At 52.9% G+C, this 12,732-nt stretch carries 14 protein-coding genes; 9 read left to right on the top strand and 5 right to left on the bottom strand.

All coding sequences use genetic code 11. The features are described 5' to 3' along the window. The first annotated feature begins 409 nt into the window (after positions 1–409). From D8M23_RS11730 to D8M23_RS12305, 6 genes are all read left to right on the top strand, one after another. Positions 410–577: a hypothetical protein gene (locus D8M23_RS11730; RefSeq protein ID WP_153274077.1), complete on the top strand. Its 168-nt coding sequence runs from the start codon at positions 410–412 to the stop codon at positions 575–577. A 434-nt stretch (positions 578–1,011) separates the two neighbouring features. After that, positions 1,012–2,445 carry a hypothetical protein gene (locus D8M23_RS10210; RefSeq protein ID WP_126854679.1) on the top strand — a complete coding sequence of 478 codons (1,434 nt, stop codon included), beginning with the start codon at positions 1,012–1,014 and terminating at the stop codon, positions 2,443–2,445. An 8-nt stretch (positions 2,446–2,453) separates the two neighbouring features. Beyond that, complete coding sequence (locus D8M23_RS10205; protein ID WP_126854678.1) at positions 2,454–3,401, top strand: hypothetical protein; 948 nt, start codon at positions 2,454–2,456, stop codon at positions 3,399–3,401. Between the two features lie 370 nt (positions 3,402–3,771). Continuing rightward, complete coding sequence (locus D8M23_RS10200; protein ID WP_126854677.1) at positions 3,772–4,161, top strand: TraM recognition domain-containing protein; 390 nt, start codon at positions 3,772–3,774, stop codon at positions 4,159–4,161. A 167-nt stretch (positions 4,162–4,328) separates the two neighbouring features. After that, positions 4,329–4,805 carry a hypothetical protein gene (locus D8M23_RS10195; RefSeq protein ID WP_126854676.1) on the top strand — a complete coding sequence of 159 codons (477 nt, stop codon included), beginning with the start codon at positions 4,329–4,331 and terminating at the stop codon, positions 4,803–4,805. 775 nt (positions 4,806–5,580) lie between these two features. Continuing rightward, entirely contained in the window at positions 5,581–5,709 is a 129-nt protein-coding gene (locus tag D8M23_RS12305; protein WP_274543026.1) for a hypothetical protein, read from the top strand. Between the two features lie 184 nt (positions 5,710–5,893). Here D8M23_RS12305 and D8M23_RS10190 read toward each other — a convergent pair whose 3' ends face one another. Together D8M23_RS10190 and D8M23_RS10185 are read right to left on the bottom strand one after the other, a co-directional pair. Beyond that, positions 5,894–6,880 carry a Fic/DOC family protein gene (locus tag D8M23_RS10190; protein ID WP_126854675.1) on the bottom strand — a complete coding sequence of 329 codons (987 nt, stop codon included), beginning with the start codon at positions 6,878–6,880 and terminating at the stop codon, positions 5,894–5,896. 5 nt (positions 6,881–6,885) lie between these two features. Next, positions 6,886–7,131: an antitoxin VbhA family protein gene (locus D8M23_RS10185; RefSeq protein WP_238693849.1), complete on the bottom strand. Its 246-nt coding sequence runs from the start codon at positions 7,129–7,131 to the stop codon at positions 6,886–6,888. A 540-nt stretch (positions 7,132–7,671) separates the two neighbouring features. On the opposite strand from D8M23_RS10185, the gene D8M23_RS10180 reads away from it, so the two are divergent. From D8M23_RS10180 to D8M23_RS10170, 3 genes are all read left to right on the top strand, one after another. Then, a complete protein-coding gene (locus D8M23_RS10180; protein WP_126854674.1) occupies positions 7,672–8,436 on the top strand; it encodes a DUF6318 family protein in 765 nt (254 codons plus the stop codon). A gap of 87 nt (positions 8,437–8,523) precedes the next feature. After that, a complete protein-coding gene (locus D8M23_RS10175) occupies positions 8,524–9,273 on the top strand; it encodes a DUF6318 family protein (RefSeq protein WP_126854673.1) in 750 nt (249 codons plus the stop codon). A 145-nt stretch (positions 9,274–9,418) separates the two neighbouring features. Next, a complete protein-coding gene (locus tag D8M23_RS10170) occupies positions 9,419–10,141 on the top strand; it encodes a DUF6318 family protein (RefSeq protein WP_126854672.1) in 723 nt (240 codons plus the stop codon). A gap of 165 nt (positions 10,142–10,306) precedes the next feature. Here D8M23_RS10170 and D8M23_RS10165 read toward each other — a convergent pair whose 3' ends face one another. From D8M23_RS10165 to D8M23_RS10155, 3 genes are all read right to left on the bottom strand, one after another. Then, a complete protein-coding gene (locus D8M23_RS10165; protein ID WP_126854671.1) occupies positions 10,307–10,885 on the bottom strand; it encodes a TerD family protein in 579 nt (192 codons plus the stop codon). Between the two features lie 116 nt (positions 10,886–11,001). Continuing rightward, on the bottom strand, positions 11,002–12,105 hold the full coding sequence (locus D8M23_RS10160) for a DUF475 domain-containing protein (RefSeq protein WP_006889107.1): 1,104 nt from the start codon (positions 12,103–12,105) through the stop codon (positions 11,002–11,004). Positions 12,106–12,153: 48 nt separating this feature from the next. Further along, a complete protein-coding gene (locus D8M23_RS10155) occupies positions 12,154–12,732 on the bottom strand; it encodes a TerD family protein (protein ID WP_126854670.1) in 579 nt (192 codons plus the stop codon).

Raw genomic sequence — 12,732 nt, 5'->3', positions numbered from 1 at the left:
TAGTGCCTTCGGGTGTTTTAGGGTTTGGGTTAGGGGATGTGTTAGTGAGTTCGTTGGGTGTGTATGCGCGGGAGCTTCAAGGGTCGGTTCGCCGAAAAACACAACGACGCTCACCTAGGTAGTGGTGTCTTGTGAGCCGTAGAAAAGATCATGCTCTCACCCTAGAGCGTTTAGAACAATCAGAGACTTAAACACCCCGCCTCGGCGGTGATTCTTATGCAACCCAGGGTTAGTTTTTGGGGTGGTGATACGGCGTCCGGTCCAGGTGCGGTGGGTGATGGTTCCGTTGGGGTTGATGCTGAGGTATTTTGTTTCGTAGCGGTATAGCAGGGCGATTCCGGTTGCTGCGGAGAGTATGCCGCCTGCGAAGTAGTACCAGTTGGGGAGCCATTCGGATGCTGGGAGTGCTATGAATAAGGCGATGAAGAAGCTGACGAGGCAGATGCAGCCGAAAAATAGTTGCGGCGCCTTCAAGGCGGGGGAGGCGTTTGACGATTTTCCCTTTTTTCTTATCGCGGTAGCGTTTGTATTCGTCGCGGATGCCGTAGAGTATCATGATCCCTGCGGAAATTTGTAGGATTGTGGTGAAGGTGTGTAGCGGCATGGTGTGTTTTTCCCTGTGGTCTGGGTTGTAGTGTGTGTTTTTGGGTGTGCCGCGTATTTTATTCATAGTTATCTCTATCTTGAAATAAATTTGTAGCGATTATAATTCAATAATTTCTTACCCGATATCATATATTAACTCTTTGTCTAATTTTTGAAATCACTGGCGTGTTCCAGCGAGTGTAGGTAGGAAGCTATGAACTGATAGGTCTGTGCACCAGCGAAAAATATGTTAATCACCGTTTTCTGGCCAGGATAGCTGACCGTATACCTGGTAGGGCTGAGCAGTCAGATCATATTAGTGATTCGGCGAACCTTGCTACGATATATGTACATTTATGAGTACCCCCGTAGGGTGTGCCAAATGCCCAAATTCTATGATGAATAGGGGCATGCAAGGAGGGAAGAATGGAGCCGTCAAGGTACCCGCGTGTGGATGCCATTATTCGAGGGCCAGCCGTTGTTGAGTTGGCTGTTCAGGATCAAGGGGTTCGCTTCATTCAAGAGGCCACAATTGATGCTGCTTTGTCCCGCTCCTATGTTTATGTTTCCACTATTGCCAGTAACCTAAGGCGCCCGGTATACGTCCATGTAACAGATGCGCAGGGCGGTAACAGAGTCATGGTGGTATACCCGAATGGTTTTGTCGAGCCCGACAATATGGTATTTTCTCAAGCTGTGGTAGCGGCCCCTGCTGTGGAGAAGAAACCCTTCTACAAGCGGGCAGTGTTTCTTGTTCCGCTGGCACTGGTTCTTGTTGTGGGGCTGCTGGGCGGCAGCGTGTGGGGAGTCATATTTTTCTTCTCGAATCATGGGGAGAGAACTGTCTCAGCTCAGCCTCATAAAACTAGTACAGACCCCCAAAGTCCCGACTCTACCCAGGAGAAGAAAGGTGACACCGTCCAGTTAGCCGGTGCTGCTGAAGTTTCCGCCGTCTCGCAGGATGGTAAATATGTCACCTACCTGTCCGGTAAAACACTGTATGTTGTATCGGCTCAGACGGGGGAGGAAGTCAGCAAAACGGAGGTAAAAGAACCCGATAATGCGCTTTCTGAGCTGACAATACGGCCCCACCAGGGTGGTTTCGCATACCTCGGTAAAGAGTCCTACCTCACGTGGTCCAGTGATAAGAAATTCAGTGAGGTGCTGCGGTACTCCGCTAAAGACCAGCAAATGCTCACCCGTCAAGGGGTTACTGCTTTGGTTAACCGTGATAACCCGTCTAAACCAGCGAAAGTAACGCTGCTGGGGTCATCGCCCAAAGAGTTTCGCACCCCGGCCGAGGGAGCGTCGTTTATTTCTACTGATGGTTCACGGGCGTACTGGGCTACTTCCCAGGATGGAGGAACAGTTGTTACCGCTGATTCGTCCGGCAAGGTTGAGGGTTCGCATAAGCTTGCCTCACCGGGGGAGGGGGCACGTCTTACATCGTGGGCTGGGGTGAGCTCGCGTGGCGAGGTGATGACGCTCTGGTCTGTTGATGGTCGTTCAACTCTGGTTTTTCAGTCGGTGAGTTCGGGTGATATTGCGGCGAAGGTTTCCGTTGATGCATCAGAGGGCGCCAAGGTAGATTTCTCTGGTTCGACACTACTGTTAGGTAAGCAAATTATCGACTGTAGCACTCGTTCAACGTATACCATAGAGATGGCCCCTGAAAAAGCTACCCCACTTCCGGTGGGCTTTCACCTTTCTGGCGGCACGGGCGGCGTTTCGTGGGCTGGACCCGGTGGGGTGCGCAAGAGCCCGGAAGGTGAGGTTCTTGGTGTTAACCATGATGGAGCATCCGTGCTGTTATCAGCCGACCATCACCACATGACAATTATTAAGAAAGATGGAGAGTGAGTGACCCCATGAAGAAACAAGTGACAGTGCTAGGTGGTTTGGCTGTTCTTGCAGCTATTAATATGGTTCCGGCTATGGCTGATGATGCCCCGGCTGAAGCGTACACCCCTGCGGCTGTGGCAACTGAAGAGCCCGCTGCTGCGGTTTCCCCGGCAGCTGTTGTTCAGCCTGCTGCTGAGCCTGAGGCTCCGGTTCTTGCCACAGAGCAGGACCCCGTCGGTTTGTTCCCGACTCCTGGGCTGACTCCCACTCCGGGGGATGCGACACCGGCAGATCCTGCTATTGATCCGACCCCAGCGCCTGCCGACCCGGCGATTAACCCCACTCCAGCGCCTGATGCCCCGGTAACTCCCGCCCCGGCGGCTCCTGTGGTTGATACCGATCCTGCTCCTGCTCAGCCTGCCCAGCCCGCACCAGTTGAAACCCCTGCTCCGGCAGCCCCGGTAGCTCCTGCCGCCCCGGCTGACACCTCTGTGGCAGGCGGTTCCGCTGCACAGGCCCCGGTTCAGGCAGCGCCCGTGCAAGCCCCTGCCGCTCAGGCTCCGGTTCAGGCGGCCCCCGCCGCGCAGGCACAGGCTGCACAGGCTCCGGCCTATACTCCTGCCTACACCCCTGCTTCTGAGGCAGTAGCTGGCGGCGGCTCGGGTGCTGGTGCTGCAGCTAATGGTGCATCCGGCGGGTCTGCCGCTGTTGCAGGTTCTCAGGCCGCCCCGGCTGCTCCTGCCGCTCAGCAGGCTCAAGACTCTGGGACTGTTGCTGTGCCTGCTAATAACCCGGCCGCTGCTTCTGCTGCGCAGGGTGTGCAGAGTGAGAGTCAGGCGACCGCAGCGAAGAGCACCGGTAGCTTGGCGAACACCGGCTTCTCGACTACTCCGGTGGCTACCGCTGCAGGACTATTCGCAACGGGTGTAGCTCTCACCTATGCCGCATCGCGGAAGCGCAGGCAGCAGGCGTAAAGAGCCCGTCTAGGGAGCTTGCCTTACCCTTGGTTCGCTGAGGTTGTGGGTGTTCCCAGGCGTGTGCCTGCCATATGCCTTGTAGGTATAACTCAACTGTTCTTGAGAAAGAACTAAATTTCGCCTGGATTGGGTGGTGAAACAGCCTCTCAATCCAGGCGAATTGTTTGTGTGCTCTGTTCAATAAGTATGTTTTTGATCGCTTTGCAGTGGGTGGTGCAGGAGCTGCAGGGCCTAATAATTGCAAGTTAAACGTGAGGGTTGCCCTACTGTGCGTGTCTTAGAGCTTGAAAGTATCAGTTTTACGCTAAAGTTTAACAGTCAGCTGCCGGAGGGTAGCTCTTCCTATCCTTCTATTTGCTGCACTTATATGGTTTATATGTCGGTGGTGAAGTACTACCTGCCGGGCTTGGACGTAGAGACGCTGCGGCCGGTTTCTGAGGCACTGGGTAAATTCGACCGTAAACGGGTTTCTCGGTCGTATTCCGCAGGGCAGTACGGTAACTCCACCTCGTACTCTGTGGAAGAGAAATCGGTGATGGAGGCGGCGGCCATGACCCAGATCCCAGCGTTTACGGCTATGGTGCAGTATAAGAACTATAGGCCAATGCACCTGGGGCTAACCCCGTGGTGGACCCGTGCCGACGCTGGGGTGCTGAAAGAAGACCAGATGAGAGCGTATCAGCTGTGCGGGAAGATGCAGGCCCCCACCATGGATAACTGGGGTGTCACCTCTGACGGTACTGTGAACTACCGTTAGCAGGCGGTTACTGCTGCCCGAGAGCTTCTAGCTGCCGTATCTTAAACGGTAGGGTCTGGTGTAATCCTGGGCTGGGGCGCAGGAGGAGGTTGCTGGTCAAGCTCAGGCTACCCCTGAAGGATAAACCCCTAGACCGCGCACCCAACTACTCGTAAAGGAAACACACCATGGAACTGCAAGACCTTGTCGCTAAAGCCTACAAACTACGCGTTGAAAAAGAACTCATCGAACTTGCCGAACTCCGCATGGTCAAAGCCCTCGCCGATGCCGGAGCAAAAAACAACCAGTTCGCTCGCGGACTCGGGATCCGTCAAAGTGACATCCCCAAAAAAATTCAAGAAGCTAACGAAGTAGAACCTATCCGTGCCGGGTTTAGCTCCGGTTCCCCGTATGAGATCTGTCAACGCTACTATGTTGGTGAACTTACCCGTGCCCAAGCCATTGATGAGCTTGTTCGTTGGGAGTACAAGCCTCAAGCTAAAGGTGAGGAGTGGGATCCTTGGGGTATGGAAGGAGGAGCACCCGAAGTCCCCGGATCCTGGGACGACCTCGACACCGCAGAAACCCATGAGCTCATTGATTACGACCTGACATTAGAAGTTTCTCGGACACGAGCCGCTCTACGACGCGCCGCAGAAGGATAAACCCCAATGACCGACCGTATCACCGATACCCGTACCCATAAAGAAAATATTGATAAACTCTCCGTTCAAGGCGGACCATTCGACGCATGGGGACAAACAGCTCAACCAGCAGGTTAACTGCCACTGTGTGGTGTAGAACAGGGACCCGCGTATCGAAATACTGGCGGGTACTGCCCACAGTGTTCCACAGGATGTCAGCCTCGTACTCTAGGTTTTTCGGTCATTTGAAGTTTTTCTGGGCGCGGAACAACCTCTAATGAGTAATCCTCTATGTTACGTCATAATATTTCTTCCAGTATGCCTTCTACCAATCTGAGGCATTAAATAACAAGATAGATAAGATTAAATGTCTTTAACGCCACAAATATTAAACAATATACGAGCTACGATCCATCGGATTGACTCCAGTCGGTATATTCAACAACAGATACGTGCCGGGCGGAAACCTGAGAGTTTTCGGAGTGAGGTACTCCTATCAGATGAAGAATTCGGAAGGTTTGTTAAGTACCCTTTGGAAGAGGTAAAACCTGGGTTTTCTGGAGCTAGTATTCGCGAGATCTGTGATCGATATGCTGTGGGTTTGCTTTCGAGGGATCAAGTAATTGATGAGCTGCAGCGTTGGCCGTATAAACCACGGCAGACTCTCGGGTGGTTTTACGAGAATAACACGGATCTCTCCTCTGAATATTTGGAACTTGCGTATGATCGTGGACTTATTAGCGAGGATATTTATGATGCTGTGTACGATAGCCTTCCTGAGGGATTAAGGTAGTTAATGAATAGTAGTATTCGCCCTGAAGTCCTACAGCATTTGATTAGGATGCAGGCCCCCACCATGGATAACTGGGGTGTCACCTCTGACGGTACTGTGAACTACCGTCAGCAGGCGGTTACTGCTGCCTGAGAGCTTCTAGCTGCCGTATCTTAAACGGTGGGGTCTGGTGTAATCCTGGGCTGGGGCGCAGGCGGTAAGTCATGACGGTAGACCCACAATAAGCCCGCCACGTGTACAGGCTCAACAAGAGCCCATGTGCATGGTGGGCTTATACTGTGGGCTTCCCAACTACCTCTGATTTTGGGCGTTTACTTTACAGTCCCATCCTCGGGTGACGGTCATTGCGCTCGCGCTTGGGGTGGGGCTGTCTGTATTTTTGTGGTTCCTGCCGCTGCTGTGTGTTCTGTGAACGGTTCTGCTGGGGGGAGGGAGCCGTGTTTTTTACATCGTCTAGTTTTGAGCGTAGCTGGTACCTGTTGTATGTATTTTTAGGTGCCTCAGAAGAACCTAGCGTGGGCGCATCGTCTGTCCTGCGGAGATTAGGGTCACCAGCATTATTCAGGGAAACACCCCTGCTCAAGCCAACCTCTCGTTGCAGGGGGAATTCGTGCCCCTGCGCGGAAACAGAAGGTGATATGGGTGTAATAGCTTTACCCAGCACAGCGGCTAACCTATCGTTTCTGCCGGTATCTTGGCTATAGAAACGCGCCTGTACGAACTCGTCACGCAAAGGATTTCCAGGGGCAAAAGCAGCGGTATCAATATGGTAACCAGCTTGCTGGGCGAGTTGGGAGAAAAACACGAACTGGCTGCGGGTGTTGCCTTCACGGAAACTGTGGACCACATTAATCTCGCCCCAGCTTTCAGCAAGTCCAGTAACAAACGTGTTCTGATCTAAACCTCGCAACAAGTTTTTTCGGGCCAGAAGGTCATATTGTGCGTGAGCAGCAGCAGTAAGATTAGGCCCTGCAGGGTAGTATGCGTGCCCGAGTTTGACCATGGGTCCATTGGTAGGGGCGGTGCGTTCTTGACCCGCCCAGTCATATACATCCTGAAAGATCGCGTGATGCACAGCTTTCATATGATTGTAATCAAAGTTGCCCTGAATAGGATGAAACCGAAGATCAATCATCCGCCGTTGGGTTGCTTCTTCTTCGAGAGCGGCAAGCTTCTCGGGATTAGGCTCACCATAGGGGTGATTGGGGGATATAAACTTATTACGCAGAGTATAGGTGAAGGGAATGTAGTAGGCATACCATGCGGGACTTGCTGCTTGCTCCTGAAGCCAACGCTGTTCCATAGTATTTACACTCCCTGGATGCGACGGCGTGCATCGGCTATAGCTTCTTCTATAGAAACCTCACCTCGGGCATAACTTTCGAGTCGTTGAATGTCTTCTTGCGTAGGAGGGGTACATCCCGCCAAATTAGATGCTGCGAGAGCAAATGCTACTGCATCTTGCACTTCCTTTTCGGTGGGCTGCTGCTGAGTGGGTTTCTCCTCGGTCATTGTATCGTTCCTCCGTGAGCTGATCGCAAAATATACATTCATATTATAAATAATATATTCAAATAAAACTAGTACATACTGTAGAGTGTCTAAAATATTTTTAATAGATGATTGTGCAATATTAATATTCTGAGATAGTGCTTAAATATTTTGCAATCAACTTAAAAATCGGATATTGGAGATTATTTATATAGGGCTAACCCGCCCCTTGCACAGTGACAAAGCAGGATATCTGCACCGTACGGTGCTTGGTGATTCATAATTCAATAATTAACTATTAACACGCGAGTAGATGCTGCCGTTCTCTGAGGATAAATGATTGATACCTCAAGAGAAAAATATATTTATAGAAACGTATGGTTGCGCTAGTTATTGGAGCGGACATCATGGTTGGTGCCTATGGAATCCTCCTATCCAGTGGGCTTGCCGTAGGGGCGCCTAGGTGCCTACTGTCCCTCTTGACGGATGTGGCCTGCATTCTATTGTTAAGGGCGCACGCACCTTCGAGCCGCTACTTCTACCCCTGCCGCTGTATGATAAGAGTGCGCGATCACCTTATGTGGAAAGGATGCGACCCCTGTCATGACTTCCGTGTTTAACCGCCGTACCGCCCTGGGTCTTCTGGGTGCAGGGTCTGCTGCGTTTTTAGCGGCCTGCGCCCCGCTAAGAAGTGTCAAGAAAAGTAGCGGCGATAGCAGCAGTAGCAGTAGTAGCAGCCCCAATTCACATTCTCCGGAGCCGTCTGAGGAGTCCGTGAGTCCTACGGTCTCTCCGTCATCGTCTTCACCAGCATCTTCGGAGCCTGCGAAGAGCTATAAAGGCGAGGCAAAACTAGAGAAATACGACACCTCCGCAGGCACCTATGAGCCCGGCACCAGCGAGCATCCCCCGCAGAACGTACCTAAACCCATTAAGCCAGCGAATATGAATGAAAACTCGGTGGCTGGTCTATACTCAACAATCGCCTTCTATGCCGCTTCATTCCAGTATTTTGTGACAACGGGCGACCGGCAATACCTCGACCAAGTAAAAATTGATGAGGAAGAGGATCTGAGTGACTACGATGAGATGGCACAATATATCGCAGGCGGTGTCGCATGGTTTGAAAACCCCAAGATTGTTATTACTTTAACGACTGACCAGCCCACCAAGTCAGGCTCTAGTTACACATGGCCCTCTACGGTCGTTTTTGATTACGGTAAAAATGTCCATAACGCACAAGGTCAGACAGCCCCTGTGCCCTCTACGGGGGCTGAAAAACCTCAAAAGGGGTATATGAAAGGGAAATACACTGGTGGCGTGTGGGAAGTTACCATCATGATCTATGATCTTTCAGATAACTCATAAAAATAAATTTAAGGTAATAAAAACGAACTTTAGCTATAATAAAGAAGTCAAACATCCTGAATCTAGACAAATGAGATCGATAATATTGTGACTTCCGTATTTAACCGCCGTGCCGCGCTGAGCGTTGCGGGTGCTGGATCTGCTGCAGCATTGTTGTCTGCCTGCGCCCCTATAAGAACCGTTGTGAAGCATCAAGAGGCTGAGAGTAGCAGCGCATCGTCCAGTGCCTCCGCCGGTCCAGCGAGTTCGTCGTCTTCTGCTGCCTCTAATTCACCGTCCAGCTCGTCGTCGGTAGACCATAAAGGGGAAGTGAAGCTCGAAAGCTACGACACCTCTGCGGGAACCTATTCGCCAGCTACCCGCACCCAGCCAGCGAAGAACGTGCCCAAGCCCATCAAACCAAAGAACATGAACGAGAACTCTGAGGAAGGGTTCTACTCATCCTTGGCATTCATGGCAGCCTCAATGCAGTACCTCATGACCACTGGGGATTCCCAGTACACTGAGCAGGTCAAACTTCACCCAGAGGAGAAGAAAAACTACGACATAATGGTTGAACAGTACTCGGTTCTGCAAACAGGCGAAGTCTGGTTTGAAGATCCCAAGTATGTCATCACCCTAGAAACATCCTCGTCCAATAAATCGGGTAAATACTATCTATGGCCAGCAACTATCACAACCGCAGTAGGTGCCTACTTAGTGGCTGCCGGTCAAGTGCGCGATATGCCTGCTAATGAACGGAAAACTAGTAGCAAAGTTGTTATGCGTGGCGAGTATACAGGTGGCGTGTGGGAGCTTGCCGGTATTCAGGCGCTCTCTTCAACGGTGAAGCCGTAAGTCGCCCCTTGCCCCTTGGTATGCGGAAAATTCTTGCCTAGACAAAAGCTGCAGCGCAGATTTGGGCTGGAAAACCCCCGCTCACCGTGGTGAAAGCTCAGTATGATGCTGAGGCTGGTTATTCCCAGCTGAAAGGAAACCTAACATGACATTCATAGTGAACCGCCGTGCCGCCTTTGGTTTTTTAGGCGCTGGCTCCCTTACGTTTTTAACCGCCTGCAGCGGTTTAAATATAAACTCTCCTACCTCAGATATTTCTGATGATGATCAGACAAAAGAGCCCGAGAAAGACTATAGGGGTGAGGTGAAGCTCGAAAGCTACGATACCTCTGCGGGAACCTACTCGCCAGCTACCCGCACCCAGCCACCGAAGAACGTGCCCAAACCTGTTAAACCCGATAATATCCATGAGGAATCAGTGGCGGGCCTCTACTCGTCTCTTGCGTTCATGGCAGCGTCGTTACAGTATCTTTTCGCTACGGGAGACGACCAGTATTTTGAGCAGTCAGACCTCAATGACAAAGAAAAACGGGATATGACTAAGGCTAGTTCTACCAAGGCTATGTTAAAGGCGTTTAAAGAGGGGAAGGCATGGTTTGGCAATCCCACTTTTACGTTTTTTCTGGAAGAATCCCAGCCTACTAAACATGATGACACCTACCATTGGTCTGCTACATACACCTTTGATCTTGGGGAATATATAGTAGCTTTCGGAAACGTGCGCGAGCTCAAAGAGACAGAACGGAAGCATACGGGTAAGGACGAGCTTACTGCCAAATATTCGAATGGTGCGTGGCATATTAGTGACTTCAACTCTCAGTCGCCGGGTGGTGCATCAGCCAGTGCCTCACCCAGCAGTTCAATCTAGGCGGTTACCTGCGTCTGCTTCAAAGACACGTGGCTGGTGCAGCGTCGCCGAAGTGTCGGGTGTGCACCATGACTGACTAAAGTACGTAACAGGGGTGCCCCAGATGGCTAACCATCTGGGGCACCCCTGTATCACGGGCCGGAACCTGCTTCGGCGGTTCGCGGGTTACAGGTAGGCGCGAGCCGGGTCGATAACGTCCCGCGGGGTGCGTGCGGCGCCCGGCAGCGGCGAACCCACAGCCTTAAACACCCAGTCGTTCCCGTCCCGGCTAATGGAGGCGACCATCAGACCCGTGTGCGAGCCTTTCTGCGTCATCTCAAAACGGGCCAGCTCCTGCCGATTTTCCACATTTTCGACGCGCACAAACGCGTTCTCAATACTGCTGAACTGATCACCCGAATATGATGTGATCACCAACGCCAGGGTGTTGACGCGGGCATCCACCCCGGGCAGGTTAATGTCTATAACCTCGTCATCACCATCACCGGCACCGGTGAGGTTATCACCGTGGTGGATGATTGAGCCGTTTGCGGCACGCAACGACCCGTAAAACACGGCCTCAACCATTTGCCCCGAGGCATCATAGGCCAGCACCGAAGCGTCCAAGTCCACGGCCTTCTCCTTGGTGCGCCCAAAGAAGCCCTTCACCTTGATCGGGTCCCAGCCCAGCCCCAGGCGTACCTGGGTGAGGCCGTTATCTTTTGACAGGTTAATCTTTTGGCCTTTTGAAAGGTTAATGGCCATAGTTTCTATACCCTTCTACATCGTTGTACGTTAGTTGTCATGCCGCGCCGGGCGACAGCGCCCACCCCAGTGGGGCGGCCACCCGGCAGCGGTTACGGACACGCTCACAGGGCGGCCTAATCGGTTGAGCTTCCCGAGGTTACGGGTTCTTTGGCGTCCCCATCATTCTCAGCGGCTTCGGCACGGTTAGCGCGGCGGGATGAGATGACCGAACCCGCAATGAACACGATGCCAGATAAACCGATCACATAATCCGGGATATCCCACTTCAGGGTCGCTATCAGCATGAGCGCCAGAACACCGATCGCCCAGTGCGCGCCGTGATCCAGGTAGCGCAGCTCCTGCAGGGTGCCTTTCTCAACCAGGTAGATCGTCATTGAACGAACGAACAGGGCGCCCACACCCAGGCCGATCGCAATAATAATCGGGTCGGAAGTCACCGCGAACGCGCCCAGCACCCCGTCGAAGCTGAATGACGCGTCCAGCACCTCCAGGAAGATGAACATAGAGAACGCGGCCTTACCCGTGAGCATAGCGACCTCCGACAAAGACTCTTCCTGAGCCTCATTGCGGTCCTCCATAAACGTCGCCAGACCGTTCGTCGCCAGGAACGTGAGCATACCCAGCAGCCCGGAGAGCAGGATCGTGTACTGTTCATGGTGCTCGGCCCCGAACAATTGCGCGGCCGCCAACAGGATCGCACCCGAAACCAGCACCGGCATTGAGTCGAAATGCCCCGCCTTAGCCAGCGGCCTCTCAATGACCGCCAGCCAGTGCACATCCTTACCTGCCTCGAACAGGAATGAGAGGAACAGCATCAGCAGGAACATGCCGCCGAAAGAGGCGATCGTGTGATGCGCAGATTCCAGAATGTAGCCGTAAGTGCCGGGGGTGTGCGGGTCGCCGCGCTCCATGGCCAGGTTCCACGCTTCGACCGGTCCCACGTTACCGGCCAGGCATACGATCAGGAACGGGAACACCAGACGCATTCCGAATACCGCTACGAGCACGCCTACGGTCAGGAAGATACGGCGCCAGGCGTGCGACATCTTGTTCAGGTATTTTGCGTTCACGCCCGCGTTATCGAACGAGAACACGATCTCAAGCACGATCAGGATCGCGGCGGAAACCATGCCCGAAACACCGCCGTAGAACATCGCCACAACGAGCGCCGCGAGGGTGATGAGCAGGTCATATTTGAAGAATTTCAACAATGCCATTGATTAAAAGCTCTCCTTATAGAGCGTGTGTGTGCTGTCTAGAGGGTTCTAGACGGTAAAACCGTAAGAGGTGAGCAGGTGCGGCAGGCCACCGGTGAAGGGGTCTTCCACAGCCTTGAAACGCCACTCGCCATTATGGCGGTACACCACAGCGAACAGCACCGCCGGTGCCGCCGAGCAGTCTTCGGACAGGTCGTAGCGGGCGATCTCTTCGTTGGTGTCGTCATTAATCAGGCGCACGTAGGCGTTGCGCACCACACCGAAGTTCTTGCCGGTCTTCTCACCCTCGTAAATAGAGGCGAGGATGTGCACACGCTGAACCTGCGGGTCCACCTTCTCAAGGTTCACGATAATCGTCTCATCGTCGCCTTCAGCGTCACCCGTGCGGTTATCACCGGTGTGCACGATCGCCCCGTCCGCGCTGGTGGGGTTATTGAAGAAGATCAGGGAGGCGTCATCGAAAATGATCTTGTCATTCTCATCGGTGAGCATGACCGAGGCGTCCAGGTCGTACGTTTCCCCGGCAATTGACAGGTCCCAGCCGAGACCGATGGTGAGGTTCTTCAGGCCGGGGGCCTCCTTGGTGAGGTTAATGGGGTTGCCTTTGGTGAGCTTAATAGCAGCCAT

The organism is Rothia sp. HSID18067, from assembly GCF_003989445.1.
Taxonomy (GTDB): domain Bacteria; phylum Actinomycetota; class Actinomycetes; order Actinomycetales; family Micrococcaceae; genus Rothia; species Rothia aeria.
This window is presented reverse-complemented; position numbering and strand designations above follow the sequence as displayed.

Bases quoted from the DNA above. Each gene is read 5' to 3' on its own strand.
- D8M23_RS10170 (WP_126854672.1), top strand. From the start codon at position 9,419: ATGACATTCATAGTGAACCGCCGTGCCGCCTTTGGTTTTTTAGGCGCT.
- D8M23_RS10160 (WP_006889107.1), bottom strand. From the start codon at position 12,105: ATGGCATTGTTGAAATTCTTCAAATATGACCTGCTCATCACCCTCGCG.
- D8M23_RS10185 (WP_238693849.1), bottom strand. From the start codon at position 7,131: ATGAATGTATATTTTGCGATCAGCTCACGGAGGAACGATACAATGACC.
- D8M23_RS12305 (WP_274543026.1), top strand. From the start codon at position 5,581: ATGAATAGTAGTATTCGCCCTGAAGTCCTACAGCATTTGATTAGGATG.
- D8M23_RS10155 (WP_126854670.1), bottom strand. From the start codon at position 12,732: ATGGCTGCTATTAAGCTCACCAAAGGCAACCCCATTAACCTCACCAAG.
- D8M23_RS10180 (WP_126854674.1), top strand. From the start codon at position 7,672: ATGACTTCCGTGTTTAACCGCCGTACCGCCCTGGGTCTTCTGGGTGCA.
- D8M23_RS10195 (WP_126854676.1), top strand. From the start codon at position 4,329: ATGGAACTGCAAGACCTTGTCGCTAAAGCCTACAAACTACGCGTTGAA.
- D8M23_RS10200 (WP_126854677.1), top strand. From the start codon at position 3,772: ATGGTTTATATGTCGGTGGTGAAGTACTACCTGCCGGGCTTGGACGTA.
- D8M23_RS10165 (WP_126854671.1), bottom strand. From the start codon at position 10,885: ATGGCCATTAACCTTTCAAAAGGCCAAAAGATTAACCTGTCAAAAGAT.
- D8M23_RS11730 (WP_153274077.1), top strand. From the start codon at position 410: ATGAATAAGGCGATGAAGAAGCTGACGAGGCAGATGCAGCCGAAAAAT.
- D8M23_RS10190 (WP_126854675.1), bottom strand. From the start codon at position 6,880: ATGGAACAGCGTTGGCTTCAGGAGCAAGCAGCAAGTCCCGCATGGTAT.
- D8M23_RS10210 (WP_126854679.1), top strand. From the start codon at position 1,012: ATGGAGCCGTCAAGGTACCCGCGTGTGGATGCCATTATTCGAGGGCCA.
- D8M23_RS10205 (WP_126854678.1), top strand. From the start codon at position 2,454: ATGAAGAAACAAGTGACAGTGCTAGGTGGTTTGGCTGTTCTTGCAGCT.